At 59.3% G+C, this 26,778-nt stretch carries 24 protein-coding genes; 12 read left to right on the forward strand and 12 right to left on the reverse strand.

The features are described 5' to 3' along the window. The first annotated feature begins 12 nt into the window (after positions 1-12). Entirely contained in the window at positions 13-933 is a 921-nt protein-coding gene (gene choX / locus ASC74_RS00465; RefSeq protein WP_056738473.1) for a choline ABC transporter substrate-binding protein, read from the forward strand. A 171-nt stretch (positions 934-1,104) separates the two neighbouring features. After that, positions 1,105-2,673, forward strand: coding sequence for a SulP family inorganic anion transporter (locus ASC74_RS00470; protein WP_056738475.1), 1,569 nt, complete (start codon positions 1,105-1,107; stop codon positions 2,671-2,673). 116 nt (positions 2,674-2,789) lie between these two features. Here the strand turns inward: ASC74_RS00470 and aroE are convergent, their stop codons facing one another. Both aroE and hemF read right to left on the reverse strand, forming a co-directional pair. Further along, the gene (gene aroE, locus ASC74_RS00475; RefSeq protein ID WP_056738477.1) at positions 2,790-3,611 is read right to left on the reverse strand and encodes a shikimate dehydrogenase; all 822 of its coding nucleotides are present in this window, start codon (positions 3,609-3,611) and stop codon (positions 2,790-2,792) included. A gap of 13 nt (positions 3,612-3,624) precedes the next feature. Continuing rightward, positions 3,625-4,539: an oxygen-dependent coproporphyrinogen oxidase gene (gene hemF / locus ASC74_RS00480; protein ID WP_046044909.1), complete on the reverse strand. Its 915-nt coding sequence runs from the start codon at positions 4,537-4,539 to the stop codon at positions 3,625-3,627. Positions 4,540-4,718: 179 nt separating this feature from the next. On the opposite strand from hemF, the gene ASC74_RS00485 reads away from it, so the two are divergent. Continuing rightward, complete coding sequence (locus ASC74_RS00485) at positions 4,719-5,696, forward strand: NADPH:quinone reductase (protein WP_056738479.1); 978 nt, start codon at positions 4,719-4,721, stop codon at positions 5,694-5,696. A 99-nt stretch (positions 5,697-5,795) separates the two neighbouring features. Here ASC74_RS00485 and ASC74_RS00490 read toward each other — a convergent pair whose 3' ends face one another. The 3 genes from ASC74_RS00490 to ASC74_RS00500 form a co-directional block, all read right to left on the reverse strand. Further along, positions 5,796-6,353: an L-threonylcarbamoyladenylate synthase gene (locus ASC74_RS00490; protein WP_056738480.1), complete on the reverse strand. Its 558-nt coding sequence runs from the start codon at positions 6,351-6,353 to the stop codon at positions 5,796-5,798. A 54-nt stretch (positions 6,354-6,407) separates the two neighbouring features. Then, a complete protein-coding gene (gene dprA / locus ASC74_RS00495) occupies positions 6,408-7,508 on the reverse strand; it encodes a DNA-processing protein DprA (RefSeq protein WP_056738482.1) in 1,101 nt (366 codons plus the stop codon). A gap of 79 nt (positions 7,509-7,587) precedes the next feature. Next, the gene (locus ASC74_RS00500; RefSeq protein WP_056738483.1) at positions 7,588-8,613 is read right to left on the reverse strand and encodes a LysM peptidoglycan-binding domain-containing protein; all 1,026 of its coding nucleotides are present in this window, start codon (positions 8,611-8,613) and stop codon (positions 7,588-7,590) included. Positions 8,614-8,785: 172 nt separating this feature from the next. On the opposite strand from ASC74_RS00500, the gene def reads away from it, so the two are divergent. The 5 genes from def (at position 8,786) to ASC74_RS00525 (ending at position 13,503) form a co-directional block, all read left to right on the forward strand. Then, the gene (gene def, locus ASC74_RS00505) at positions 8,786-9,292 is read left to right on the forward strand and encodes a peptide deformylase (RefSeq protein ID WP_008155676.1); all 507 of its coding nucleotides are present in this window, start codon (positions 8,786-8,788) and stop codon (positions 9,290-9,292) included. A 57-nt stretch (positions 9,293-9,349) separates the two neighbouring features. Next, positions 9,350-10,309 (forward strand): methionyl-tRNA formyltransferase, encoded by a 960-nt coding sequence (fmt, locus tag ASC74_RS00510; RefSeq protein WP_056738485.1) that lies wholly within the window; start codon positions 9,350-9,352, stop codon positions 10,307-10,309. Continuing rightward, positions 10,306-11,616, forward strand: coding sequence for a 16S rRNA (cytosine(967)-C(5))-methyltransferase RsmB (gene rsmB / locus ASC74_RS00515; RefSeq protein ID WP_056738487.1), 1,311 nt, complete (start codon positions 10,306-10,308; stop codon positions 11,614-11,616). Before fmt ends, rsmB begins: the two co-directional genes overlap by 4 nt. A 22-nt stretch (positions 11,617-11,638) precedes the next feature. Next, positions 11,639-13,012 carry a Trk system potassium transporter TrkA gene (trkA, locus tag ASC74_RS00520; protein ID WP_056738489.1) on the forward strand — a complete coding sequence of 458 codons (1,374 nt, stop codon included), beginning with the start codon at positions 11,639-11,641 and terminating at the stop codon, positions 13,010-13,012. Positions 13,013-13,188: 176 nt separating this feature from the next. Continuing rightward, complete coding sequence (locus tag ASC74_RS00525) at positions 13,189-13,503, forward strand: tetratricopeptide repeat protein (RefSeq protein ID WP_056738491.1); 315 nt, start codon at positions 13,189-13,191, stop codon at positions 13,501-13,503. Here ASC74_RS00525 and ASC74_RS00530 read toward each other — a convergent pair whose 3' ends face one another. From ASC74_RS00530 to tag, 3 genes are all read right to left on the reverse strand, one after another. Further along, positions 13,504-13,743, reverse strand: coding sequence for a PilZ domain-containing protein (locus ASC74_RS00530; RefSeq protein WP_056738493.1), 240 nt, complete (start codon positions 13,741-13,743; stop codon positions 13,504-13,506). A gap of 70 nt (positions 13,744-13,813) precedes the next feature. Beyond that, positions 13,814-14,701 carry a lysophospholipid acyltransferase gene (locus ASC74_RS00535; protein ID WP_056738494.1) on the reverse strand — a complete coding sequence of 296 codons (888 nt, stop codon included), beginning with the start codon at positions 14,699-14,701 and terminating at the stop codon, positions 13,814-13,816. Between the two features lie 40 nt (positions 14,702-14,741). Then, positions 14,742-15,299, reverse strand: coding sequence for a DNA-3-methyladenine glycosylase I (gene tag / locus ASC74_RS00540; protein WP_056738496.1), 558 nt, complete (start codon positions 15,297-15,299; stop codon positions 14,742-14,744). 81 nt (positions 15,300-15,380) lie between these two features. Here tag and glyQ point away from each other — a divergent pair, with 81 nt between their 5' ends. From glyQ to ASC74_RS00560, 4 genes are all read left to right on the forward strand, one after another. Beyond that, positions 15,381-16,334 (forward strand): glycine--tRNA ligase subunit alpha, encoded by a 954-nt coding sequence (gene glyQ, locus ASC74_RS00545; protein WP_003213601.1) that lies wholly within the window; start codon positions 15,381-15,383, stop codon positions 16,332-16,334. Then, complete coding sequence (gene glyS / locus ASC74_RS00550; RefSeq protein WP_056738498.1) at positions 16,331-18,385, forward strand: glycine--tRNA ligase subunit beta; 2,055 nt, start codon at positions 16,331-16,333, stop codon at positions 18,383-18,385. The genes glyQ and glyS overlap by 4 nt, the downstream gene beginning before the upstream one ends. Positions 18,386-18,389: 4 nt before the next feature. After that, complete coding sequence (gmhB, locus tag ASC74_RS00555) at positions 18,390-18,929, forward strand: D-glycero-beta-D-manno-heptose 1,7-bisphosphate 7-phosphatase (RefSeq protein WP_177338824.1); 540 nt, start codon at positions 18,390-18,392, stop codon at positions 18,927-18,929. A gap of 81 nt (positions 18,930-19,010) precedes the next feature. Continuing rightward, entirely contained in the window at positions 19,011-19,790 is a 780-nt protein-coding gene (locus ASC74_RS00560; protein ID WP_056738502.1) for a lysophospholipid acyltransferase family protein, read from the forward strand. Between the two features lie 288 nt (positions 19,791-20,078). Here the strand turns inward: ASC74_RS00560 and gyrB are convergent, their stop codons facing one another. The 4 genes from gyrB to dnaA are packed head-to-tail and all read right to left on the reverse strand — an operon-like array spanning position 20,079 to position 26,286. Then, entirely contained in the window at positions 20,079-22,502 is a 2,424-nt protein-coding gene (gene gyrB, locus ASC74_RS00565) for a DNA topoisomerase (ATP-hydrolyzing) subunit B (RefSeq protein ID WP_046045408.1), read from the reverse strand. A 5-nt stretch (positions 22,503-22,507) separates the two neighbouring features. After that, a complete protein-coding gene (gene recF, locus ASC74_RS00570; protein WP_056738504.1) occupies positions 22,508-23,611 on the reverse strand; it encodes a DNA replication/repair protein RecF in 1,104 nt (367 codons plus the stop codon). Positions 23,612-23,631: 20 nt separating this feature from the next. After that, entirely contained in the window at positions 23,632-24,735 is a 1,104-nt protein-coding gene (gene dnaN, locus ASC74_RS00575; protein ID WP_008155702.1) for a DNA polymerase III subunit beta, read from the reverse strand. A 39-nt stretch (positions 24,736-24,774) separates the two neighbouring features. Then, on the reverse strand, positions 24,775-26,286 hold the full coding sequence (gene dnaA / locus ASC74_RS00580) for a chromosomal replication initiator protein DnaA (protein WP_056738506.1): 1,512 nt from the start codon (positions 26,284-26,286) through the stop codon (positions 24,775-24,777). Positions 26,287-26,778: the final 492 nt, after the last annotated feature.

Here is a 26,778-nt window from a genome sequence, read left to right on the forward strand (position 1 = left end):
AAGGGGAATGCCATGCGTAGGTTATCCACAGCAATGACGGTCGGGCTTCTGGCTCTGGGCAGTGCGTCGGCGTATGCCGATCAGAGTTGCGAGACGGTGAAAATGGCCGACCCTGGCTGGAGCGACATTGCCGCGACCAACGCCATCACCGGGTTTCTGCTGGACGGCATGGGTTACAAGGCCAAAGTCGACACGCTGGCGGTGCCGATCACCTTTGGCGGCTTGAAAGATGGCCAGGTCGACGTGTTTCTCGGTAACTGGATGCCGGCACAACAGGGCTTCTACGACAAGTTCGTGGCCACCGGCGATGTCACGCAACTGGCGAAGAACCTCGACGGCACCGAATTCACCCTCGCCGTCCCGGATTACGTCTGGGACGCGGGTGTGCATAACTTTTCCGACCTGAACAAATACGCCGACAAGTTCGACAAGAAGATCTACGGCATCGGCTCCGGCGCTCCCGCCAACATCTCCTTGCAGGACATCATCAAGAAGAACGACTTCGACATGGGTCAGTGGAAACTGGTCGAGTCCAGCGAGCAGGCAATGCTGGCGGAAGTGTCTCGCGCGGTGAAGAAACAGAAGTTCGTGACCTTCCTCGGCTGGACCCCGCACCCGATGAACGTGCAACTGAAAATGCATTACCTCAAGGGCGGCGAGAAGTACTTCGGCGACACCGGCAGCGTCCACACCCTGACCCGCAAAGGTTATGCACAGGCCTGTCCGAACGTCGGCAAACTGCTCACCAACCTGAGTTTCACCCAGGACATGGAGAACAGCATCATGGCCGAGGTGGTGAACAAGAAGGTCAGCAATGCTGATGCAGCCAAGGCGTGGATCAAGGCTAATCCGGCGGTACTGGATAAGTGGCTTGACGGGGTGAAGACAGTGGATGGAAAGGATGCGTTGGAGGCGGTGAAAGCCAAACTCTGAACCCTCGCCACCGATCGTTCCCACGCTCTGCGTGGGAATGCCGCCATGGACGCTCCGCGTCCGCTTAGAGATGTGACGCGGAGCGTCACGGGATGCATTCCCACGCGGAGCGTGGGAACGATCAACGTCTAGTCCTGCTACCCTTGCGCAAAATCTCACCCGAGAGGACCCATGGCCTTCCCAAGCCGCCATTCGCTCTTCCCCTTCCTCAGCTGGATGCCTCGGCAAACCCGCGCCAGCGTCGGTCGCGATCTGATCGTCGGCCTCAGCGGCGCGATTCTCGCGTTGCCGCAATCCATTGCCTACGCGCTGATCGCCGGTCTCCCACCTGAATACGGTCTGTACGCGGCGATTATCCCGGTGCTGATCGCCTGTCTGTGGGGTTCTTCGTGGCACTTGATCTGCGGTCCTACGGCGGCGATTTCGATTGTCTTGTACGCCAGCGTCAGTCCGCTGGCCGTTCCTGCGTCAGAGGACTACGTCACCCTGATCCTGTTGCTGACGCTGCTGGCCGGCATTTTCCAGTGGCTGCTCGGTTTGCTGCGCTTCGGCGCCTTGGTGAATTTCGTCTCGCACTCGGTGGTGCTGGGTTTCACCCTCGGCGCGGCGGTGGTGATTGCCATCGGCCAACTGCCGAATCTGTTGGGGCTAGAATTGCCCAACCAGGCAACAGCGCTGAACAGTTTGATGATGCTGTTCAGTCACCTCGGCGAAGTGGATAAACCTTCGCTCATGTTGGGCTTGGCGACAGTCGTCGTGGGCGTGATCCTGAAACTGCTGTTGCCACGCTGGCCGACACTATTGATCACCCTGGCGCTGAGCGGATTGCTGGTCTGGCTCTGGCCATCGATGTTTGGCCATGTGAAGTTGGTCAGCGCGTTTGTCGGGCGGCTGCCGCCTTTCAGCCCGCTGCCGCTGGATCTGGACCTGATTCTGCGTTTGTTACCCAGCGCGGTGGCGGTGGGCATGCTCGGGCTGGTCACCAGTCTGTCGATTGCCCGCTCCTTGTCGGCCCGCTCACAACAGTTGCTCGACGCCAACCAAGAGGTCCGCGCCCAGGGTTTATCGAACATCGTCGGTGCGTTTTTTTCTGGATCGCTGTCAGCCGGTTCCTTCACCCGCTCCGGCCTGAGCTACGAAGCGGGTGCCTGCTCGCCGATGGCTGGCGTTTTTTCGGCGCTGTGGGTGGCACTGTTCGCCATCTTCGGCGCGAATTTGATCGCGCACATTCCGATCCCGGCCATGGCCGGCAGCATTCTGTTGATCGCCTGGGGGCTGGTGGATCATCGCGGCATTCGGGCGTTGTTGCGGGTCAGCCGCGCCGAGTTCCTGGTCATGGCGCTGACCTGTGTCGCCACGCTGCTGCTGGAATTGCAGACCGCGATCTACGCCGGGGTGCTGGCTTCACTGTTCTTCTACCTCAAACGCACCTCGCAACCGCGAGTCCAGCATTGGCGGGATGGGGATGAAGACATTCTGCGGGTTGGCGGTTCGATCTTTTTCGGCGCCAGCCATTACCTGCAAGTACGCCTGCAACGAATGCACGGCGTGCGCGTGGTGATCGAGGCGCAACAGATCAACTTCATCGACTATTCAGGCGTGGAGATGCTGCACCAGGAAGCGCGACGACTGCTCCGGCAGGATCGCAGCCTGACCCTGCGGCGCGCGCGGCCGCAGGTGGTGGAAGAATTGAGGAAGCTGGAAGGGGCGGAGAAATGCCCGATCCGGTTTGAGGACTGATCCGAAATCGGTGTCGCGGCCATTCGCGAGCAAGCCCGCTCCCACATTTGATCTGTGGCGTTCACAAAACCAATGTGGGAGCGGCGGTGCGACGATTCGACTTGCTCGCGAAGCTCTTAAAGGGCCAACTGCCGGCGAAGTTCGGCCAGCACCGGCGCCGTGTCCGGGCGTACGCCGCGCCACAGGAAGAAGGCTTCTGCCGCTTGTTCGGCGAGCATCCCCAAGCCATCCATCGACACCGACGCGCCATGTTCACTGGCCCAACGGCAGAACGAGGTCGGCTCCTTGCCGTACATCATGTCGTAGCAAACCGTCTTGCCCGGCTCGATCAAACTGCTGGCAATCGGCGGTACATCCCCTGACAGACTGGCAGACGTCGCGTTGATGATCAGATCGACCGACTCCTTCAACCAATCAAAACCACTGGCCGACACCGGCCCCAGGTCCGCGAACAATTCCGCCAACAGTTCGGCTTTTTCCACCGTGCGGTTGGCGATGACCACCGAGGCGGGTTGCTCGGCCAGCAACGGCTCCAGCGCACCACGCACCGCGCCGCCGGCACCGAGCAGCAGGATGCGTTTGCCCTTGAGGCTGAAACCGGCGTTGACCGTCAGGTCCCGCACCAGTCCGGCGCCATCGGTGTTGTCGCCCAACAGGCTGCCATCAGCGAGTTTGCTCAGGGTGTTCACCGCACCGGCGCGCTGCGCCCGTGCCGTCAGACTGTTCGCCAGACGATAGGCCTCTTCCTTGAACGGCACCGTCACATTCGCCCCGCGACCTTCGAGGAAAAACGTCCGGGCGCAGGTGGAAAAATCGTCGAGAGGCGCCAGCAACGTGCTGTAGTCCAGCTTTTGAGCCGTCTGCTCGGCGAACAGACGGTGGATCAGCGGCGATTTGCTGTGGCCAATCGGGTTACCAAATACGACGTAACGGTCCATCAGGATTCCTCGTTCAGGCCTTGGCCAACCAATCGCGGTCTTGCAGGAAGTACTCGGTCAGCCGTGCTTCTTCGCTGCCCGGCTCGGCTTTCCAGTCGTAACTCCAGCGTACTTGCGGCGGCAGGGACATCAGGATCGACTCAGTACGCCCGCCCGATTGCAGACCGAACAGCGTGCCGCGGTCGTAGACCAGGTTGAATTCAACGTAGCGCCCACGGCGGAATTCCTGGAATTCACGCTGTTTGGCGGTAAACGCATCATTTTTGCGGCGCTGCACGATCGGCAGGTAGGCGTCGATGAACGCGTCACCGATGGCGCGCATGAAAGCGAAGCTGGTGTCGAAGTCCCACTCGTTCAAGTCATCGAAGAACAGGCCGCCGATACCGCGCGGCTCGTGGCGATGCTTGATGTGGAAGTAGCTGTCGCACCAGGCCTTGTAGCGCGAATAAACATCCGGGCCGAACGGTGCACAGGCCTGCTCGGCGACGCGGTGCCAATGCACGCAGTCTTCTTCATTGCCGTAATAAGGGGTCAGGTCAAAGCCACCGCCGAACCACCAGACCGGTTCTTCGCCATCTTTTTCAGCGATGAAAAAGCGCACGTTGGCGTGGGACGTCGGCACATACGGGTTGTGCGGGTGAATAACCAAAGAGACGCCAAGCGCTTCGAAGCCACGGCCGGCCAGTTCTGGTCGATGGGCGCTGGCGGACGGTGGGAGACCGCTGCCGAAGACGTGGGAAAAGTTGACGCCGCCCTTTTCGATGACCGCGCCGTTTTCGATCACCCGGGTGCGGCCGCCGCCACCGGCAGTCCGGGTCCAGGCGTCTTCGACGAACTGCGTGCCGCCGTCTTCAGCTTCGAGGGCCGCGCAAATGCGGTCTTGCAGGTCGAGCAGGTAGGCTTTTACGGCCTCGGTGCGGGTCGTCATGTCATCACCTTGAATCGGGCAAAGCTACGCGGCGCTCCATGGGAGCGGGGGCCGGCGCAAATGGGCGCGTAGCATAACATCGCAGATGGGCCTGCCGCAGTTGACGAAGATCAAGCATGGGAGTTCGATAGGGAGCTTCGCGCTACAACTCCAGTAGCCAAGACCTAAGGAGAGTTCTGATGGCCAAGCGTATCCAGTTCCGCGCCCATGGCGGCCCCGAAGTACTCGAATATGTCGATTACCAACCCGCCGAGCCCGGCCCGCAGCAGGTTCGCGTGACCAACAAGGCCATCGGCCTGAATTTCATCGACACCTATTACCGCAGTGGTCTCTATGCGCCGCCAGCCCTGCCATCGGGCCTGGGCTCGGAAGGCGCGGGCGTGGTCGAGGCGGTGGGCAGTGAAGTCACCCGGTTCAAGGTCGGTGATCGCGTGGCATATGGCAGCGGTCCGTTGGGCGCCTACAGCGACGTTCACGTGTTGCCGCAGGCCAACCTGGTGCATCTGCCGGACGCGATCAGCTTCGAACAGGCCGCGGGCGTGATGCTCAAGGGCCTGACCGTGCAGTACCTGCTGCGTCAGACCTATGAACTCAAGGGTGGCGAAACCATCCTGTTTCACGCTGCCGCGGGTGGTGTCGGTTCCCTGGCCTGCCAGTGGGCCAAGGCCTTGGGCGTGAAGTTGATCGGCACGGTCAGCTCACCAGAGAAAGCCGCACTGGCCAAGGCTAACGGCGCTTGGGCGACCATCGATTACAGCCATGAAAACGTCGCACAGCGCGTACTGGAATTGACTGACGGGAAAAAAGTGCCGGTGGTGTACGACGGCGTCGGCAAGGACACCTGGCTGACTTCGCTTGATAGCGCGGCGCCTCGCGGTCTGGTGGTGAGCTTCGGCAATGCGTCGGGTGCGGTAGACGGGGTGAACCTGGGAATTCTGTCGGCGAAGGGTTCGTTGTACGTGACCCGGCCTACGCTCGCGACTTACGCCAACAACGCCGAGAACTTGCAGCGTATGGCGGATGAGCTGTTTGAGATGATCATCAGCGGGAAGCTGAAGGTGGACATCAGCCAGAAGTATCCATTGGCTGAAGCAGCGAAGGCGCAGACCGAGTTGTCGGCGCGGCGTACGACGGGTTCGACTGTTTTGTTGCCTTGACGGACGCCATCGCGAGCAGGCTCGCTCCCACAGGGTATTTGTGATCGACACCTAACCAATGTGGGAGCGAGCCTGCTCGCGAATGGCCGCGCGGCGGTCTTAATCCGGGCGCACAACGTGGCCGGTCGCCAGATCGCGAATCACGCTCGGGTTCTTGCGCCCACCCAGATTCCCACCCAACACGTAATCCACCTGCCCACGGAAATACTGCTCGACGCGAATCCGCGTCCGCGCCGCCGGTTGGCCCTGCGGGTTGGCCGACGTTGAAACCAACGGCCCGACCACCGCGCACAAATCCCGCACCAACGGGTGATCGCTGACCCGCAGCGCCACCGTTTCATGCACGCCGGTAATCCACTGCGGCAACATATTCTGATGCGGCACCAGCCAGGTGTTCGGCCCTGGCCAGGTGCTGGCCATGCGATCCATCCACAATTCAGGAAAGTCTTCGAAGAGGAAGTCGAACTGGCGAATGTTGTCGGCCACCAGAATCAACCCTTTTTCCACCGACCGACCCTTGATCGCCAGCAGACGATAGACCGCCTCTTCGTCCCACGGGTCGCAACCCAGGCCCCAGACCGCTTCGGTTGGGTAGGCAATCACCGCGCCTGCGCGAATGGCTCGTGCGGCTTGTTGCACACGCCAACTGTTGACCATGAAAAACTCTCCGGAATAAGGCTCTGCGCAGTTTACCGATCTTCCTTATAAAACCTAGCTCACCCGCGCAAACCAGCGCCCGCTTTCGCAGACCGCACGGCCGTCCATTTCCAGCTCCGTCAGCGCTGCCAGCACTTTTGGCAGGGCCCAGCCGCTGGTGACGGACAACGCTTCACTGGTGTGCGGCGCGGCATGAAGGAGCATGAGCAACGGATGTGTCACCGCGGGTGTCGCTGTGGATAACGGCAACCGTTGCCAGCCACGCAAGGCTTCGAGGATGTGCTCGATGGTTTCCACCAGCACCGCACCGTCGCGGATCAGCTGATGACAACCCTTTGCGCCCGGGTGATGAATCGACCCGGGAATCGCATACACCTCACGCCCTTGTTCCGCCGCCAGCCTCGCAGTGATCAACGAACCGCTGGCGACACTCGCCTCGACCACCAGCACGCCCAGGGATAAACCGCTGATGATCCGATTGCGCCGAGGGAAGTTACTGGCGGTCGGTCCGGCGTCCAGCGGGAACTCTGAAAGCACTGCGCTGCCCGAAGCGATCATGGCGTCTGCCAGCCGTCGATTGCGCTGTGGATAAAACTTTTCAAGTCCCGTGCCAAGTACACCGACCGTTCGCCCCCCCACGTCCAAAGCGGCTTGATGGGCCGCGGCATCAATGCCCAGCGCCAGACCGCTGGTAATGACAAAACCGGCGCCGGCCAGACTGCGGGAAAAAGCAGCGGCGGTGTCCATGCCCGGCCGCGAAGCGCGACGGCTGCCGACCATCGCCAACTGCGGTTTTTCCAGAATGCCGGGATCGCCCGCCACGAATAACAGCGGCGGCGCATCGCTGATTTCCGCCAACAGTGCCGGATAGTCAGGTTGGTCCCACATCAGTAAATGCTGGCCCGGACGCTCTAACCAGGCCAATGCATGGCTCGCGCCATCACGGATTTCACTGGAGCGCCTGGCCTCCGCGCAAGCGAGGGGCAAACCCAACGAACGCCAGGCACTGGCGGGCGCGCTGATGGCCTTGGACGCCGAGCCGAAGGCCTCAAGCAATTTCTTGAAACGCGCAGGGCCGAGTTCCGGCAGGCGATGCAAACGTAAACGAGCTTCCAGTTCCGCAGGGGAAACCGGTGCAAAAGCAGACAGCGACATGGATCATCCTTGATCGTTATGAGCCCCGTTCAAACGGGAATAAGCTGTGGATAACTCTGTTGGTAACTTGTGGAGCCTGTTAAGGATTTCGCACCTTGTCCAGCACCGCCAGGGAGCGTGATGCATAAAGCACCAGCCCGTAGCTGAGCTTGTCGTAGGTGCGGAAAACCATCAGCAAACCGGCGCGCTCATCCGGGATTTTCAGTGGCTGACCGGTGATCCGGTCACGCACGGTTTCGCCGGTTTTCATCACCACCAACACGTTGCCTTCGACCAGGCCATCGCGCTGGCCCTTGTTCAGCGTGACTACATCCAGCGCGCCAATTTGGGTAACCCCGCGCGGCACATCGATGATCACCCCGTTGATCTCGGTTTTTGGCGCACTGGGCATGAAGGTCGAGTTGATCGATCGCTCTTCACCGCTGAACAAGCGGTCGCCGATGCGGACTTCCTGGGTGGTGCGTTGCAGCGCCAGGGTGGCGACGTCGCCTTCGGTCGCCACAATCTCGCCACCGCCGATGTCGTCGGCATTGATCCCCAAAAATTCTTTACTGACAGGATCGGTGTAGACCTTGCCCTGACGGAAGATGCCGTAAACCGGTTGAGCCGGGTCGAAGTGACCGCGAGCGAAGATTCGGTCACCGGTGCCACTGAGCACGCGTTCGGCATCGCCGGCGACGATATAAGGCGCCTTGTTGAAGTCCTCGACCGTGTCGACGATGCGGTTGCTCAGCAGAAAGCTGTTGATCGATTGCAGCGGAATGCTCGGGATGGCGTCGGCGACCGGGCTGCTGCGGACGCGTGGCGACAGCTTGATGGTGCCCCGGGAAGCGCCGCGGTTGAGGGTCAGACGTGGCTGCCCGTTGACGTAGACCAGCGACAGCGAGTCGCCGGGGTAAATCAGATTGGGGTTTTCGATCTGTGGATTGGCTTGCCATAGCTCCGGCCATTTCCACGGCTCACGAAGGAATTTCCCCGATATGTCCCAAAGCGTGTCACCCGATACCACGGTGTATTGCTGTGGAAAACCTTCCTTGAGTTGCACTTGCCCGTGCGCCAAACCGGCCGAGGCCAGAAGGAGCAAGGCGAGTAGTGATTTCCTCATGCGGTGAATCCCTTTATTATGTGCATTCGCGTAGAACGCCAGAGCCCTCGTGGCTCGCTCCCGACTCTTTACCAAAAAGAGCAGGAAGCTACGTTTTACAACGGTAGCCTGCATCTTCGGACCCGCCAGGCCATCGACCCGACATTACCTCAAACGTGCAGCAATTAAGCTTATGGCCATTTTAGACATCCTCGAATTCCCCGACTCGCGCCTGCGCACTATCGCCAAACCTGTGGCCGTAGTGGACGACGAAGTGCGTCAGTTGGTCGATGACATGTTTGAAACAATGTATGAAGCGCCAGGCATCGGCCTCGCCGCGACCCAGGTCAACGTGCACAAACGTATCGTCGTGATGGACCTCTCCGAAGACCGCAGCGAACCACGGGTGTTCATCAACCCCGAGTTCGAAACCCTGACCGACGAGATGGAGCAATATCAAGAAGGCTGCCTCTCGGTGCCGGGCTTCTACGAAAACGTCGATCGCCCACAGAAGGTTAAAGTCAAGGCCCTGGACCGCGACGGCCAGCCTTACGAACTGATCGCCGAAGGCCTGCTCGCGGTGTGCATCCAGCATGAATGCGACCACCTGAATGGCAAATTGTTCGTCGACTACCTGTCCAATCTCAAACGCGACCGAATCAAGAAGAAACTGGAAAAGCTCCATCGCCAGAACGCTTGATGCCCTCCTTTCAAAGGCTTGCTGCGGCAAGCCTTTTTCTTTTGCGAGACCTTTTGAATGACTGAGCCACTGCGCATCGTCTTTGCCGGCACCCCCGAATTCGCCGCCGAACACCTCAAGGCCCTGCTCGACAGCCCTTACGAGATCGTCGCGGTCTACACCCAACCGGACCGTCCGGCGGGTCGCGGGCAAAAGTTGATGCCAAGTCCGGTCAAGCAGTTGGCTCTGGAAAACAACATTCCTGTGTTGCAACCGCCAACCCTGCGCAACGAAGACGCTCAGGCTGAACTGGCCGCGCTCAAGCCGGACTTGCTGGTGGTGGTCGCCTACGGCCTGATCCTGCCGCAAGTGGTGCTGGATATTCCGCGCCTGGGTTGCATCAACAGCCACGCCTCCTTGCTGCCACGCTGGCGCGGTGCGGCGCCGATCCAGCGCGCCGTCGAAGCGGGCGACAGCGAAAGCGGCGTGACCGTGATGCGCATGGAGCTGGGCCTCGACACCGGGCCGATGCTGCTGAAAGTCACCACACCAATCACCGGTGAAGACACCGGCGGCAGCCTCCACGACCGTTTGGCGGAAATGGGTCCACCCGCCGTGATTCAAGCAATCGCCGGCCTCGCCGCCGGGACGCTGGAAGGCGAAGTGCAGGACGACAGCCTCGCCACTTATGCTCACAAATTGAACAAAGATGAAGCGCGCATCGACTGGAGCCGTCCGGCGGTTGAGCTGGAACGTCTGGTCCGCGCCTTCAATCCATGGCCGATCTGTCACAGCACGCTAAATGGCGAAGCATTGAAGGTGCTGGCCGCCAGCCTCGCCGAAGGGCAGGGCGCACCGGGGGAAATCCTCAGCGCCAGCAAGGACGGTTTGATCGTCGCTTGCGGTGAGCAAGCCCTGTGTCTGACTCGTCTGCAATTGCCCGGCGGCAAGGCGCTGAACTTCAGCGACTTGTTCAACAGCCGTCGTGAGAAATTCGCCGTTGGCACCGTCCTCGGTCAAGCGGCGGACGCTCAATGAATCCACGTCTGGCCGCCGCCAAGGCACTTGCTGCTGTTCTTAACGGAAAAGCCTCACTCAACAGTTCCCTGCCGACGCAAATGGACAAGGTCGAAGACCGCGACCGCGGCTTCACCCAAGACCTGGCGTTCGGCACCGCGCGCTGGCAGCCGCGTTTGTCGGCGCTGGCGGCCAAGTTGCTGCAGAAGCCGTTCAAGGCAGCCGACGCCGATGTCGAAGCGCTGTTGCTGGTTGGGCTCTATCAGTTGCTCTACACCCGGGTTCCGGCCCATGCCGCCATCGGTGAAACCGTGGGTTGCGCCGACAAGCTGAAAAAGCCTTGGGCCAAGGCCTTGCTCAACGCCGTGTTGCGCCGCGCCCAGCGTGAAAGCGAAGCGCTGCTGGCCGAGCTGGAACACGATCCAGTGGTGCGCACTGCCCACCCGCGCTGGCTGCAAAAATCCCTCAAGGCGTTCTGGCCTGAGCAGTGGGAAGCCATTTGTGCGGCGAACAACGCGCATCCGCCGATGATCCTGCGGGTCAACCGTCGTCATCACAGTCGCGATGCTTACCTTGGGTCGTTGACCGATGCCGGCATCGCCGCCACGCCGTGTGTTTACAGTCAGGACGGCATCATTCTCGAAGCCGCCACCGACGTGCGCAGCTTGCCGGGTTTCGCCGAAGGCTGGATCAGCGTGCAGGACGAAGCCGCGCAACTGGCCGCCGATCTGCTCGACCTGGCACCGGGTCAACGGGTGCTGGACGCCTGCTGCGCACCGGGCGGCAAGACCTGCCACATCCTTGAAGCCGAGCCGGCACTCTCCGGCGTGGTGGCGGTGGACCTGGAAGCCAAGCGTCTGGTGCGAGTGCGGGAAAACCTTGCACGCCTGGGCCTGAGCGCCGAACTGATCGCCGCCGACGGCCGCGACACCGCCACCTGGTGGGATGGCAAGCCGTTCCAGCGCATTCTGCTGGACGCGCCGTGCTCGGCCACCGGAGTGATTCGTCGTCACCCGGACATCAAGCTGACTCGCCAACCCGACGACATCGCCGCGCTGGCGGTGCTTCAGGGCGAGCTGCTCGATGCCATGTGGATAACTTTGGAGGTCGGCGGGATTCTGCTTTACGCCACCTGCTCCACGCTGCCGACCGAGAACACCGAAGTCATCGAAGCCTTCCTCGCTCGCACGCCGGGCGCCCGTGAACTGGACCTCGCGACTCAAGCCGGTATCAAGCAACCTCACGGTCGCCAACTGCTGGCCCAGGACGGCGGCCACGACGGGTTCTACTACGCCAAGCTGATCAAGATTGCCGCCGCGCGCGGTTAATGGGTTTTAAGGGAGTGACTGGATGAAAATCATCATCCTCGGCGCAGGGCAGGTCGGCGGTTCGCTGGCAGAACACTTGGCCAGCGAGGCCAATGACATCACCGTGGTCGACACCGACGGCGAACGCCTGCGCGACCTCGGCGATCGGCTGGACATCCGCACCGTGCAAGGCCGCGGCTCGCTGCCGACGGTGCTGCGTCAGGCCGGCGCGGACGACGCCGACATGCTGGTGGCGGTGACCAACAGCGACGAAACCAACATGATTGCCTGCCAGGTGGCCCACTCCCTGTTTCACACGCCGACCAAGATTGCCCGGGTTCGCGAAGCCGCCTACCTGACTCGCTCCGAGCTGTTTGACAACGAAGCGATTCCGGTGGACGTGCTGATCAGCCCGGAGCAAGTGGTCACCAATTACATCAAGCGCCTGATCCAGCATCCGGGCGCCTTGCAGGTGATCGACTTCGCCGAAGGCAAGGCGCAGCTGGTGGCGGTGAAGGCCTATTACGGCGGCCCGCTGGTGGGTCAGCAACTGCGCCAGTTGCGCGAACACATGCCGAATGTCGAAACCCGCGTCGCGGCGATTTTCCGTCGTGATCGGCCGATCCTGCCGCAGGGCGATACGGTGATCGAGGCGGACGACGAAGTCTTTTTCATCGCCGCCAAGGCGAATATTCGCGCGGTGATGAGCGAAATGCGCCGCCTCGATGAGAGCTACAAACGCATCGTCATCGCCGGCGGCGGGCAGATCGGTGAACGTCTGGCCGAGGCCATCGAAAGCCGTTACCAAGTGAAGATCATCGAGATGAACCCGGCGCGCTGCCGTCATCTCTCGGACACCCTCGACAGCACTGTGGTGTTGCAGGGCAGTGCCTCCGACCGCGACTTGCTGATGGAAGAGAACATCGCCGACGCCGACCTTTTCCTGGCGCTGACCAACGACGACGAAGCCAACATCATGTCGTCGCTGCTGGCCAAGCGCCTGGGCGCGAAGAAGGTGATGACCATCATCAACAACCCGGCCTACGTCGACCTGATCCAGGGCGGCGACATCGACATCGCGATCAGCCCGCAATTGGCGACCATCGGCACCTTGCTGGCGCACGTACGTCGCGGCGATATCGTCAGCGTGCACTCATTGCGCCGGGGCGCGGCGGAAGCCATCGAGGCGATTGCCCATGGTGATGAGAAGTCGAGTAAGGTCATCGGCAAGTCCATTGAGAACATTGGCTTGCCGCCAGGCACCACTATTGGCGCAATCATCCGTGACGAAGAGGTGATCATTGCTCACGACGACACAGTGATCGCGGCCGGTGACCATGTGATTCTGTTCCTTGTGGATAAAAAGCATATTCGGGATGTGGAAAAGCTGTTCCATGTGGGACTCAGCTTCTTCTGACCCTGAATTTATGTTGTCAGGACAGGCCTCTTCGCGAGCAAGCCCGCTCCCACAGGTTATCTGCCGTACACAAATTATGTGTTCACTAAAGATCAACTGTGGGAGCGGGCTTGCTCGCGAATGCGGTTTCATTGAGACATATTGATCTCTGACACACCTCAATAAGGAATCCAGCCATGATCGAATCCCTGGAAAAAATGCTCGCCAAGGGTGTGGATAACTCATTGCTGCGCTTCGGGCTGGGCAAGGGTTATCTGGATCTTGGGGAAAACGCCAAGGCCGCTGAGCATTTCCAGCGTTGCGTCGAATTCGATCCGAAATATTCGGCAGCCTGGAAGCTATTGGGCAAGGCCCATCTGGGGCTGAAGGATTTCGCGTCCGCACGTCAGGCGTGGGAACAGGGCCTGGAAGCCGCTCGCGCCCATGGCGACAAGCAGGCCGAAAAAGAAATGACGGTGTTTCTGAAGAAGCTTGAGCGTCAGGCTCACTGATCAGAGGTAGCGCAGGCCAATGCCCTCGGCATCCACCAGCACCACTTCCATTCGCACACGCGGCGCGCCTGTGGGTAAGTCCTGCACCTGACCGTACACCACCGCGCCCTTGCGCAACGCCGACAAGCCCGGATGCTTGACGTAGACGCCTGTCGTCGACAGGTTACGCGTCTGGCCCAGGCATTCGCCGAAACTGTGGTGACTGATCTTGATACGAAATGATTTGCGGTGTTCGGACATCTTCTGCGCCCTTTATTGAACGGTGTGGATAACCCTGGACTCAGGTTATCCACAGATCATGCCAATCAACTCAATACCAGCGTTCTTCACCCGGCGGACGCTTCTTGAAGCGCTTCATGCTCCACATGTACTGGCTCGGATACGCCCGCACATAGCGCTCGACCACCTGGCTCATGGCTGCGCAGGACGTTTCGGTATCAGTGCTGTACATGGCCTCTGGCGCGGCTTCGAGGATCACTTTGTAACCCGAACCGTCGGGCAGACGTAGCGCATGCAGGAACACGCCGACCGCTTTGCCGCCGGCGAGCATGTTCGGTACGAATTTGCTGGTCAGGGCCTGAGTGGCGAAGAACGGCACGAAAATCCCGGCGGATTCGGACGGTTCCGGGTCAGCGGGAATACCCACTGCACCACCTTTGCGCACTTCCTTGATGACACTGAGGATGCCTTCCTTGGTGGAAGCGGCTACCCGGTTACCCAATTGCACCCGTTGCTTGCGCAGCAAATCATCCACCGCCTTCAACTTTGGCGGGCGATAGAAAATGATCGGTTTGCACTGGCTGCAATAGAAGTGGTTCAACACTTCCCAGTTGCCCAAGTGGCTGGTGATACCGACGACACCTTTGCCGGAGGCGAGGGCGTCCTTTAATACGTCGAGACCTTCGACTTCACGCACCAGGTCGATGGAGCGCTGGGCCGGCCAGATCCAGGCGCAGGCGCTTTCGGTCAGGGACTTGCCGATGTCTTTCAAGCTCTGGCCTACCAGACGCTCACGCTTGGCCGGGTCCATATCCGGGAAACACTTGGCGAGGTTGATCCGCACCACATCGCGGGAACGGTTGGGGGTTTTCCACATGACCCAGCCGATGGCCGAGCCCACTGCCTGCACTGTCCGCCACGGAAGCAGGGCAAACAGCCGCAGAGCGCCTACCAGCAAGGCGCCTTTCAACTTATCCACAGGTCACTCCTGATCTTGTGCTGTGCGCGAGGCAGCTATTCTAACCGCCGATCGCCAGCGGCGCGTAGCGATCGCAATCCTGGGTGTGGTCCATGACCATGCCCGAGGCCTGCATCAGCGCGTAACAAATAGTCGGACCGACGAACGTGAAGCCGGCCTTTTTCAGGCCTTTGCTCATCTCCACGGCAGTCGGCGTCACGGCCGGCACTTCACTGCGGTCCTTGAAATGGTTGATCACAGGCTTGCCGTCGACGAAGGACCAGAGAAACTCCACCGGATCTTCCAGCGCCAGCCAGGCCTGGGCATTGCGCCGGGCCGCATTGAGTTTGAGGCGATTACGAATGATGCCCGGATCGAGCATCAATTCATCGATTTCGGCGTCGCTCATCTGCGCCACGCGTTGTACGTCGAAGCCGAACATTACCTGACGATAGTGCTCACGTTTACGCAGCACGGTGATCCAGGAAAGGCCGGCCTGGAACCCTTCGAGCAAAAGCAACTCGAACAATCCCTGCGCATCGCGTAGCGGCGTGCCCCACTCCTGATCGTGATAAGCCATGTACAGCGGATCTTCGGAACACCAAAAGCAGCGTGGCATAAGGCTCCAGGGGGCGTGCGCAGGACCGAATCGGGTATACTCCCGCTCTTTAAATCGCAGCCCAAGAAACAGGTGAATTTCGTGAGCCAGCCTACGCCAGCCGTGCGTACCTTCCAAGACTTGATCCTCGCCCTCCAGCAATACTGGGCCGAGCAAGGTTGTGTGGTACTTCAGCCCTACGATATGGAAGTAGGCGCCGGGACTTTCCACACTGCCACGTTTCTGCGCGCCATTGGCCCGGAAACCTGGAACGCCGCTTATGTGCAGCCCAGTCGTCGCCCGACTGACGGCCGCTACGGCGAAAACCCGAACCGTCTGCAGCACTACTACCAGTTCCAGGTCGTGCTGAAGCCGAACCCGGACAACTTCCAGGAACTGTACCTGGGCTCCCTCAAGCATGTCGGCCTGGACCCGCTGGTCCACGACATTCGCTTCGTTGAAGACAACTGGGAATCGCCAACACTGGGCGCCTGGGGTCTGGGCTGGGAAGTCTGGCTCAACGGCATGGAAGTGACGCAGTTCACTTACTTCCAGCAAGCGGGCGGCATCGAGTGCTACCCGGTGACCGGCGAGATCACTTACGGTCTTGAGCGTCTGGCCATGTACCTGCAAGGCGTGGACTCGGTCTACGACCTGGTCTGGGCTGACGGTCCGTTCGGCAAAGTGACCTACGGCGACGTGTTCCACCAGAACGAAGTGGAGCAGTCGACCTATAACTTCGAACACGCCAACGTCGAGAAGCTGTTCGAACTGTTCGATTTCTACGAAAGCGAAGCCAAGCGCCTGATCGAACTCGACCAGCCGCTGCCGTTGCCAAGCTACGAAATGGTGTTGAAGGCCTCCCATACCTTCAACTTGCTGGATGCTCGCCGGGCGATCTCGGTGACCGCGCGTCAGCAATACATTCTGCGTGTCCGCACCCTGGCGCGTTCCGTTGCGCAAGCCTACCTGCTGGCTCGCGCCAAGTTGGGCTTCCCGATGGCGACCCCGGACCTGCGTGATGAAGTACTAGCCAAGCTGGAGGCTGCACAATGAGTGCTCTGGATTTTCTGGTTGAACTGGGCACTGAAGAACTGCCACCCAAAGCCCTGAACACCCTGGCCGAGGCATTCCTCGCCGGTATCGACAAGGGCCTGCAAGCCGCTGGCCTGAACTACGAGACCAAAACCGTCTACGCCGCGCCACGTCGTCTGGCTGTGCTGATCACCGATCTGGCGACTCAGCAGCCGGATCGCAGCATCAACCTCGATGGCCCGCCACGTCAGGCCGCGTTCGATGCCGAAGGCAACCCGACTCAAGCGGCATTGGGCTTCGCCAAGAAGTGTGGCGTCGACCTGAGCGAAATCGATCAGAGCGGCCCGAAACTGCGCTACAGCCAAAGCATCGCCGGCAAGCCAACCGCGAGCCTGCTGCCGACCATCGTCGAAGATTCCCTGAACGACCTGCCGATCCCCAAGCGCATGCGCTGGGGCGCTCGCAAGGAAGAATTCGTTCGTCCGACCCAGTGGCTGGTGATGCTGCTCGGTGACCAGGTCATCGATTGCACCATCCTCGCCCAGAAGGCGGGTCGCGATTCCCGTGGTCACCGCTTCCATCACCCGGAAAGCGTGCGCATCACCTCGCCGGCCAACTACCTGACCGACCTGCGTGCCGCTTACGTATTGGCCGATGCCAACGAGCGTCGTGAGTTGATCAGCAAGCGCGTCGAAGAGCTGGCTACCATGCAGGAAGGGACGGCGATCGTGCCGCCAGCGCTGCTCGACGAAGTGACCGCGCTGGTTGAATGGCCGGTGCCGCTGGTGTGCTCGTTCGAAGAACGTTTCCTCGACGTGCCGCAAGAAGCCCTGATCACCACTATGCAGGACAACCAGAAGTACTTCTGCCTGCTGGATGCCGACGGCAAGTTGCTGCCACGGTTCATTACCGTGGCCAACATCGAAAGCAAAGACCCGCAGCAGATCATCGCCGGTAACGAGAAAGTGGTTCGTCCACGTCTGACCGACGCCGAGTTCTTCTTCAAGCAAGACAAGAAGCAGAAACTCGAAGACTTCAACCTGCGTCTGCAGAACGTGGTGTTCCAGGAAAAACTCGGCAGCGTCTACGACAAGGCCGAGCGCGTTTCCAAACTCGCTGCGTTCATTGCCCAACGTATTGGCGGTAATGCCGCATGGGCTTCCCGTGCAGGCCTGCTGTCCAAGTGCGACCTGGCGACCGAGATGGTCGGTGAGTTCCCGGAGATGCAAGGTGTCGCCGGTTACTACTACGCCCTCAACGACGGCGAGCCGGAAGAAGTCGCTCTGGCGCTGAACGAGCAGTACATGCCGCGCGGTGCCGGCGCTGAACTGCCGACCACCCTGACCGGTGCGGCCGTGGCCATCGCTGACAAGCTCGACACGCTGGTGGGGATTTTCGGCATCGGCATGCTGCCAACCGGTAGCAAAGACCCGTACGCCTTGCGCCGTGCTGCACTCGGCGTGTTGCGCATCCTGATCGACAAGAAGCTCGACCTCGACCTGAACGACGCCGTGGCTTTCGCCGTGAATGCGTTCGGTACCAAGGTCAAGGCTGCCGGCCTCAACGATTCGGTGCTGGAGTTCATCTTCGACCGTCTGCGTGCCCGTTACGAAGACGAAGGCGTTGATGTCGGGACTTACCTGTCGGTTCGTGCCTTGAAACCGGGTTCGGCGCTGGACTTCGATCAGCGCGTACAAGCGGTAGAGGCGTTCCGCAAATTGCCGGAAGCCGCTGCCCTGGCTGCGGTGAACAAGCGCGTTTCGAATTTGCTGAGCAAGGTCGAAGGCTCTGTTCCTTCGGTCGTGGAAGCCAAGTACTTCGACAACGCCAACGAGTTCTCCCTGTACTCGGCGATCCAGCAGGCTGACCAGGCTGTCCAGCCGATGGCTGCGGCGCGTCAGTACAGCGAATCGCTGGCACGTCTGGCTGCCTTGCGCGAGCCAGTGGATGCGTTCTTCGAAGCCGTGATGGTCAACGCGGAAGATGCCAAGGTCCGCGCCAACCGTTATGCGCTGCTGGCGCGTCTGCGTGGGCTGTTCCTCGGCGTCGCCGACATTTCGCTGCTGGGTTGAGGGGCTGCTGTTGAAACTGCTGATTCTCGATCGGGACGGGGTGATCAATTACGACTCCGACGCTTACATCAAGTCGGTGGAGGAGTGGATTCCGCTCCCGGGTTCGATCGAAGCCATCGCGCAGTTGAGCAAGGCTGGCTGGACGGTAGCGGTGGCTACCAACCAGTCGGGCATCGCTCGCGGCTATTACGACATCGCCACCCTGGACGCCATGCACGAGCGCTTGCGCGAGCGGGTGGCGGAGCAGGGCGGTGAAGTCGGGCTGATCGTCTATTGCCCGCACGGGCCGGACGATGGCTGCGATTGCCGCAAACCAAAACCCGGGATGTTGAAAACCATCGCCGCGCATTACAACGTATCGCTGACCAATCTTTGGTTCGTCGGCGATACCCTTGGTGACCTGGAGGCCGCCAAAGCCGTCGATTCTCAGCCAGTTTTGGTAAAGACCGGGAAAGGCGAAAAGACTTTGGGCAAGACCCTACCGGCAGGCACCTTGATTTTTGACGATCTGGCGGCGATTGCCGCAGAACTTATCCACAATTAGAGCGTTTCGAGATTCCTGACCAAGGATTGATCGGGATTGCGCTTTATATAGACGGGCAGAGCCCGCACGGTAAACGTCACCATGTCGATACTGCAGGCCATCAGAACGCTCCTCTTCTATCTGTTGCTGGGCACCAGCTCTTTGCTTTGGTGCAGCCTGAGCTTTTTTATCGCGCCTTTTCTGCCGTTCAAGGCGCGGTATCGCTTCATCAATGTGTACTGGTGCCGCTGCGCCTTGTGGCTGAGCAAAGTCTTTCTGGGCATCAGCTACGAAGTGAAGGGCGCTGAGAACGTGCCTGACCAGCCCTGCGTTATTCAGTCGAACCACCAGAGCACGTGGGAGACGTTCTTCCTATCCGCCTACTTTGAGCCATTGAGCCAGGTACTTAAGCGCGAACTGCTCTTCGTTCCGTTTTTCGGCTGGGCCATGGCCATGCTGCGACCGATCGCCATCGACCGCGACAACCCGAAAGCGGCGCTCAAGCATGTGGCGAAGAAAGGCGATGAACTACTGAAGGATGGTGTCTGGGTCCTGATATTCCCAGAGGGAACGCGCGTTCCTTACGGCACCATCGGAAAGTTCTCTCGGGGTGGTACCGCTTTAGCCGTCAACGCCGCACTTCCAGTGCTGCCAATTGCGCACAATGCTGGCAAGTTCTGGCCGAAAACCGGTTGGGCGAAGAAGCAGGGCGTCATCACCGTGATCATCGGCGCACCCATGTATGCCGAGGGTAGCGGGCCGCGTGCGGTTGCCGAGTTGAATGATCGGGTCCAAACCTGGAACGAGCAGATGCAACGTGAAATGGGTTCGCTGCCACCCGCCCCGCAAGCCCCGACTGCTACTGACCAAGTGGCTGTCTGAGATTTTGTGGATAACCTGTGTACCGTTTTGTTGAAATGCGTCGGATTTAGTTCGTAGGTTTATGATTTATATACATATTTTATAAACCCATAAAAAACCGAAAAAGGTGCATAAGTTTTTTTCGGACGTAAAAAAACCGGCTGATATAGCCGGTTTTTTTATGCCCGCAATGGCCGTGTTTCAATCGTTGCACATCATCAAGAGTGGATTGTTACCAGAGCCATTTACGGACAATAAAAAAGGCCAACGCTTGAGCGTTGGCCTTTTTCGTTTGGCAGGTTCGCTGAATCAGAAGTCCAGGTTGGAAACCGCCAGGGCGTTGCTTTCGATGAAGTCACGACGAGGCTCGACCGCATCACCCATCAGGGTGTTGAAGATCTGGTCCGCGCCAATGGCGTCTTCGATGGTCACTTTGAGCATCCGGCGCTGGCTTGGGTCCATGGTGGTTTCCCACAGCTGATCCGGGTTCATCTCACCCAGACCTTTGTATCGCTGGATGGTGTGACGCTTGGTGCTTTCGGCCATCAGCCATTCAAGGGCTTCCTTGAACTCGGTGACCGGCTTCTTGCGCTCGCCACGCTGGATATACGCGCCATCGTCCAGCAAGGTGCTCAGTTGAGCGCCCAGAGAAACAACAGTCTTGTAATCGTTGCTGCCGAAGAAGTCGCGGTTGAAGGTGACGTAGTTCGACAAGCCGTGGGAGATCAACTCGACCTCTGGCAGCCAGACATTACGTTCACGGTCTTCACGCAGGCTGGCTTTGTAGACCAGGCCGGACTTCTCGACGGTGCGCAGGCGAACTTCGTACTGGGCCATCCAATCCTGCATCGCAGCGTGATCGGACAATTGCTCCAGGCTAACGGCAGGCAGGTAGATGAAGTGCTCGGTCAGCTCCTGTGGGTATAGGCGCGACAGACGCTTGAGTGTCTTCATTACCAGACGGAAATCATTCACCAGACGCTCGAGGGCGGGGCCGGAAATACCCGGGGCTTCCTCGTTCAGGTGCAGGCTCGCATCTTCCAGGGCCGACTGCGTCATGTACTCTTCCATGGCGTCGTCGTCTTTGATGTATTGCTCTTGCTTGCCCTTCTTGACCTTGTACAGCGGTGGCTGGGCGATGTAGATGTAACCGCGCTCGATCAGCTCCGGCAACTGACGGAAGAAAAAGGTCAGCAGCAGGGTACGGATGTGCGAACCGTCGACGTCAGCATCGGTCATGATGATGATGTTGTGGTAACGCAGCTTCGCGATGTTGTACTCATCGCGGCCAATGCCGCAGCCCAGCGCGGTGATCAAGGTGCCCACTTCTTGCGAAGAGATCATCTTGTCGAAGCGCGCCTTCTCGACGTTCAGGATCTTGCCCTTGAGAGGCAGGATGGCTTGGGTCCGACGGTTGCGTCCCTGCTTGGCGGAGCCGCCAGCAGAGTCACCTTCCACGAGGTACAGTTCGGAAAGGGCAGGGTCTTTTTCCTGGCAGTCAGCCAGTTTGCCCGGCAGGCCGGCGATATCCAGCGCGCCTTTACGACGTGTCATCTCACGGGCTTTACGCGCCGCTTCACGAGCGCGAGCCGCATCGATCATCTTGCCGACGACCAGTTTGGCTTCGTTCGGGTTTTCCAGCAGGAAGTCGGAGAAGTACTTGCCCATTTCCTGTTCGACCGCGGTCTTCACTTCGGAAGAAACCAGCTTGTCTTTGGTCTGGGAGCTGAACTTCGGATCCGGCACTTTTACCGAGATGATCGCGGTCAGGCCTTCACGGGCATCGTCACCGGTGGTCGCGACTTTGTGCTTCTTCGCCAGACCTTCTGCTTCGATGTAGGTGTTCAGGTTACGCGTCAGTGCGGAACGGAAACCCACCAGGTGAGTACCGCCATCGCGCTGTGGAATGTTGTTGGTGAAGCACAACAGGTTCTCGTTGAAGCTGTCGTTCCACTGCAAGGCGATTTCCACGCCGATGCCGTCTTCGCGCTGGATGTTGAAGTGGAACACCTGGTTGACCGGGGTCTTGTTGGTGTTCAGGTATTCAACGAACGCACGCAGGCCACCTTCGTACTTGAACAGCTCTTCCTTGCCGCTGCGCTCATCCTTGAGGACGATGCCGACACCGGAGTTGAGGAAGGACAGTTCACGAATCCGCTTGGCTAGGATGTCCCAGCTGAAGTGGATGTTCTTGAACGTCAGGTCGGACGGTTTGAAGTGGATCTGAGTGCCGGTGCTTTCACTCTCACCGACGATTTTCATCGGTTCTTTTGGAACACCGTGGATGTAAGTCTGTTCCCAGATTTTGCCGCTGCGGCGAACGGTCAAGACCAGCTCTTCGGACAGGGCGTTCACAACCGACACACCTACACCGTGCAGACCGCCGGATACTTTGTAGGAGTTGTCATCGAACTTACCGCCGGCGTGCAGCACGGTCATGATGACCTCGGCAGCCGAGACGCCTTCTTCTTTGTGCACGTCTACCGGGATGCCACGACCGTTGTCGCGAACGGTGATGGATTCGTCCGGGTGGATGATGATGCTGATGTCGTCGCAGTGGCCAGCGAGCGCTTCATCGATGGAGTTGTCGACTACCTCGAAGACCATGTGGTGCAGACCGCTACCATCGTCGGTGTCACCAATGTACATACCGGGACGTTTGCGTACGGCATCCAGGCCTTTCAGCACTTTAATGCTCGTTGAGTCGTAGGTATTCGTATTTTCTTCGCTCAATGCCTTCACTCCCGATGGTCGTGGGTCTGGGTGATACGGCCCTGTTCCACGTGGAACAGAGCGACTGGCGTTTCCGTCTGCCAGCCTTCCCTCAATAATTCGTGATCTACACAGGTGATAAACACCTGGCAGCGTAAGTCTTCCAGCAAGCGGCAAAGCGCGCGGCGGTGGTGCTCGTCCAGTTCGGACGGCAGGTCATCCACCAGATAAATACACTGGCCGCGTCGGGCCTGGCTGACCAAGTGCCCTTGAGCAATCCGCAATGCACAGACCACCAGCTTCTGCTGACCGCGAGACAAGATGTCCGCGGCGTTATGTGCGCCCAATCTAAGACGCAAATCAGCACGCTGCGGTCCGGCTTGGGTGTGACCCATTTGCTGATCCCGCTGAAGGGACCCGGCGAGTACTGCACTCAGCTCGCGGTCTTTGTCCCAACCTCGGTAATAGCTGAGCGTTAAACCCTCGAGCTCAACCAGTTCGCTCAAGGTCTGTTCAAAGACTGGTTTCAAGGCTTTGATATAAGCGCGGCGGTATTCATCAATTTCAGCGCTGGCCTGGCACAGTTCCCTGTCCCAAACCGCTTGCGAAACGGCGTCAAGTGTACCATGCCGCAGCCAAGAGTTTCTCTGGCGCAGGGCCTTCTGCAAGCGCTGCCAGGTGGACATGAATCGTGGTTCCACGTGGAACACGCCCCAGTCGAGAAACTGCCGGCGAATCTTCGGTGCGCCTTCCAGCAACCGGAAGCTATCAGGGTTGATCAACTGCAGCGGCAGGATTTCCGCCAGTTGCGCCGCACTGCGGGCATTCTGCCCGTCAATGCGAATCTGGAACTCCCCTTGACGGTCTCGGGAGATCCCCAAGGCGCTGTGCCCACCCTCGGCCATCTCCACCTGACCAAACACCGTACAGGCGAGCTGCTCGTACTGGATGACCGGTAACAGGCGGGTGCTACGAAACGAACGGGCAAGCCCCAGCAGATGAATGGCTTCCAGAACACTGGTTTTGCCGCTGCCGTTGGCGCCGTAAAGAATGTTGATTCGGGGGGAGGGGGAGAAGGTCACCGGGTGCAGATTGCGCACCGCGGTGACCGAGACGCGACTTAAGGACATCTAGCTTCTGCTGAGCATGATTACAGACGCATCGGCATGACAACGTAGGCCGAGTCGTCGTTGTCGGACTCTTGCACCAGCGCACTGCTGTTGGAGTCGGACAGAATCAGACGAACCTGCTCAGTCGTCATGACGCCCAACACGTCCAGCAGGTAGCTCACGTTGAAGCCGATTTCCAGATTGCCGCCGTTGTACTCGACGCCCACTTCTTCTTCCGCTTCTTCCTGTTCGGGGTTGTTCGCCTGGATCTTCAGCTGACCGTTGGCCAGTTGCAGACGAATGCCGCGGTACTTCTCGTTGGACAGAATCGCGGTACGGCTGAACGCTTCACGCAGAGCCTGACGATCGCCGAGAACCAGTTTGTCGCCGCCCTTAGGCAGAACGCGCTCGTAGTCAGGGAATTTGCCGTCGACCAGTTTCGAGGTAAAGGTGAATTCGCCAGTGGTGGCGCGGATGTGATGTTGACCCAGAACGATACTGACGATGCCGTCCGGTTCGGTCAGCAGACGCGCCAGCTCAAGGATACCCTTGCGCGGCACGATCACCTGGTGACGATCCGGCTGACCAATATCGGCCTTCATCGAGCACATGGCCAGACGGTGACCGTCGGTGGCCACGGCGCGGATGATGCCTTCGGAAACTTCCAGCAGCATGCCGTTGAGGTAGTAACGCACGTCCTGCTGGGCCATGGCGAAGCTGGTGCGTTCGATCAAACGGCGCAGTTTGCTTTGCTCAAGGCTGCACGTCAGCGAGCCGGGACCTTCTTCCACAGTCGGGAAGTCATTGGCCGGCAGGGTCGACAGGGTGAAACGGCTACGGCCGGCCTTCACCACGAGCTTCTGCTCGTCGACCTTGATGTCGATCAGCGCATCGTTCGGCAAGCTTTTGCAGATATCCATCAGCTTGCGCGCAGGCACAGTGATGGAACCTGGATCGGCAGGCTCTTCGAGTTGTACACGACCGACCAGCTCGACTTCCAGGTCGGTACCGGTCAGCGACAATTGCTGGCCTTCGACAACCAGCAGCACGTTGGAGAGCACCGGCAAGGTCTGTCGGCGCTCGACGACGCCTGCGACCAGTTGCAGGGGTTTCAACAGGGCTTCGCGTTGAATGGTGAAATGCATGGTCTAGTCCCTTGCCTTAATAAGCTGCGCTGGTGTTCATCAAGTGGTCAGTGTACGCAGCAGGTTCTTGTAGTCCTCGCGGATGTCCGCGTCGGATTCCTTAAGTTCGTTGATCTTGCGGCAGGCGTGCAAAACAGTCGTGTGGTCCCGGCCGCCAAACACATCGCCGATTTCCGGCAGGCTGTGGTTAGTCAACTCTTTGGACAATGCCATTGCAACCTGACGCGGACGTGCGACCGAGCGTGAACGACGCTTGGACAGCAGGTCGGAGATCTTGATCTTGTAGTACTCGGCGACCGTGCGCTGAATGTTATCCACAGAGACCAGTTTGTCTTGCAGCGCCAACAAGTCTTTCAGGGATTCGCGAATCAGCTCGATGGTGATGTCGCGGCCCATGAAGTGCGAGTGGGCAATCACGCGTTTCAGCGCGCCTTCCAACTCACGGACGTTGGAGCGAATACGCTGGGCAATGAAGAACGCCGCGTCATGGGGCAGATCGACTTTGGCCTGATCGGCCTTTTTCATCAGGATCGCCACGCGGGTTTCCAGCTCCGGCGGCTCGACGGCTACCGTCAGGCCCCAGCCGAAGCGGGATTTGAGGCGCTCTTCAAGGCCTTCGATTTCTTTCGGGTAGCGGTCACTGGTGAGAATGACCTGCTGGCCACCTTCAAGCAGGGCGTTGAAGGTGTGGAAAAACTCTTCCTGGGAACGTTCTTTGCGGGCGAAGAATTGAATGTCATCGATCAACAACGCATCCACCGAACGGTAGAAGCGCTTGAACTCATTGATGGCGTTCAGCTGCAGGGCCTTGACCATATCGGCCACGAACCGCTCGGAATGCAGGTACACAACCTTGGCATTCGGATTCTTCTTTAATAGGTGGTTACCCACCGCGTGCATCAAGTGGGTTTTACCCAAGCCGACGCCACCATAAAGGAAGAGCGGGTTGTAACCGTGCTTGGGATTGTCCGCCACTTGCCAGGCCGCAGCCCGGGCCAGTTGGTTGGACTTGCCCTCGACGAAGTTTTCGAAGGTGAAGGTGCGGTTCAGGTAGCTGGTGTGCTTGAGCGCGCCTTCGACCTGCACCGTACGCTGTTCGGCGCGAATCGGAGCTTGTTGCGAACTGGCACCGGCCATTGGATCGAAGCTGTCGCGCGATGGCTCTTCATTAACTTCGGCAACTTTTTGCGTTGCACGCTTGGTCGGAGCGGCTACCGGGGCTGGCGCCGTAGAGCTGACAGGTGCCTGAGCCTGTGAAGCAGCAGCGGCCAACGGAGCATTCGGGGCGGCACGCGGTGCCGAACTGCGTTTGCTGCCTATTAATAAGGACAGCGCCGGCGCCATGCCATTGCCATGCTCATCCAGCAGTTCAAGGACGCGGCCCAAGTACTTTTCGTTGACCCAGTCGAGAACAAAACGATTCGGTGCGTAGACACGCAACTCGTCGCCTTCGGCTTCGACCTGTAGTGGACGGATCCAAGTGTTGAATTGTTGGGCAGGCAGCTCATCGCGCAAAAGCTCCACGCACTGCTGCCAAAGTTCCACTGACACGGATATCCCCTAAGTTGAAAGCCGGTGAGGCAAAAACAAGCCGCCATTGTAGCCGACCAAGCCCCGACTTATCCACACGAAGGTTGTGCACCTCCCATGAAGAATCAGTGATTTATACGAAAAAAAGACGACCAGCGGTCTGTGCATAAGCTCTGTGGATAACCGGGTCTAAGGTCGTTGTACAAGTGGGGGGGAAACTCGGTGGATAACCACGCTGTGGATAAGTACCTCTTTCACACACAGCTTATCCGACAGCGCAGCACAGGGTTACCACCGTTTTCCACCGTAGTTGTCATTCTCTGTACATCACGACTTTAAAGGGCTGATGGCAGTTATCCACAGATGATCGTGCCCCCAGCTTTTATAAGCTTTACAGAAAAGCTTTAAATACTTTCCTTCTTAATTTCTATATCTAGCCAGGGAGCTCGGCAGGAAAAACGTCTGGAGATCTATTTATAAGGAAACGCTGGTTGGAAATTGACCTAGAGGCTT

Origin of the sequence: Pseudomonas sp. Root329 (assembly GCF_001424925.1) — a bacterium.
GTDB lineage: Bacteria > Pseudomonadota > Gammaproteobacteria > Pseudomonadales > Pseudomonadaceae > Aquipseudomonas > Aquipseudomonas arabinosi.

Excerpts from the sequence above, each read along its gene's own strand:
- ASC74_RS00490 (WP_056738480.1), bottom strand. The coding sequence starts at position 6,353 with ATGGTCAACAGTTGGCGTGTGCAACAAGCCGCACGAGCCATTCGCGCA.
- ASC74_RS00560 (WP_056738502.1), top strand. The coding sequence starts at position 19,011 with ATGTCGATACTGCAGGCCATCAGAACGCTCCTCTTCTATCTGTTGCTG.
- ASC74_RS00485 (WP_056738479.1), top strand. The coding sequence starts at position 4,719 with ATGGCCAAGCGTATCCAGTTCCGCGCCCATGGCGGCCCCGAAGTACTC.
- ASC74_RS00525 (WP_056738491.1), top strand. The coding sequence starts at position 13,189 with ATGATCGAATCCCTGGAAAAAATGCTCGCCAAGGGTGTGGATAACTCA.
- ASC74_RS00530 (WP_056738493.1), bottom strand. The coding sequence starts at position 13,743 with ATGTCCGAACACCGCAAATCATTTCGTATCAAGATCAGTCACCACAGT.
- fmt (WP_056738485.1), top strand. The coding sequence starts at position 9,350 with ATGACTGAGCCACTGCGCATCGTCTTTGCCGGCACCCCCGAATTCGCC.
- trkA (WP_056738489.1), top strand. The coding sequence starts at position 11,639 with ATGAAAATCATCATCCTCGGCGCAGGGCAGGTCGGCGGTTCGCTGGCA.
- ASC74_RS00470 (WP_056738475.1), top strand. The coding sequence starts at position 1,105 with ATGGCCTTCCCAAGCCGCCATTCGCTCTTCCCCTTCCTCAGCTGGATG.
- recF (WP_056738504.1), bottom strand. The coding sequence starts at position 23,611 with ATGTCCTTAAGTCGCGTCTCGGTCACCGCGGTGCGCAATCTGCACCCG.
- rsmB (WP_056738487.1), top strand. The coding sequence starts at position 10,306 with ATGAATCCACGTCTGGCCGCCGCCAAGGCACTTGCTGCTGTTCTTAAC.
- dnaN (WP_008155702.1), bottom strand. The coding sequence starts at position 24,735 with ATGCATTTCACCATTCAACGCGAAGCCCTGTTGAAACCCCTGCAACTG.
- hemF (WP_046044909.1), bottom strand. The coding sequence starts at position 4,539 with ATGACGACCCGCACCGAGGCCGTAAAAGCCTACCTGCTCGACCTGCAA.
- dprA (WP_056738482.1), bottom strand. The coding sequence starts at position 7,508 with ATGTCGCTGTCTGCTTTTGCACCGGTTTCCCCTGCGGAACTGGAAGCT.
- tag (WP_056738496.1), bottom strand. The coding sequence starts at position 15,299 with ATGCCACGCTGCTTTTGGTGTTCCGAAGATCCGCTGTACATGGCTTAT.
- def (WP_008155676.1), top strand. The coding sequence starts at position 8,786 with ATGGCCATTTTAGACATCCTCGAATTCCCCGACTCGCGCCTGCGCACT.
- glyS (WP_056738498.1), top strand. The coding sequence starts at position 16,331 with ATGAGTGCTCTGGATTTTCTGGTTGAACTGGGCACTGAAGAACTGCCA.
- ASC74_RS00500 (WP_056738483.1), bottom strand. The coding sequence starts at position 8,613 with ATGAGGAAATCACTACTCGCCTTGCTCCTTCTGGCCTCGGCCGGTTTG.
- choX (WP_056738473.1), top strand. The coding sequence starts at position 13 with ATGCGTAGGTTATCCACAGCAATGACGGTCGGGCTTCTGGCTCTGGGC.
- aroE (WP_056738477.1), bottom strand. The coding sequence starts at position 3,611 with ATGGACCGTTACGTCGTATTTGGTAACCCGATTGGCCACAGCAAATCG.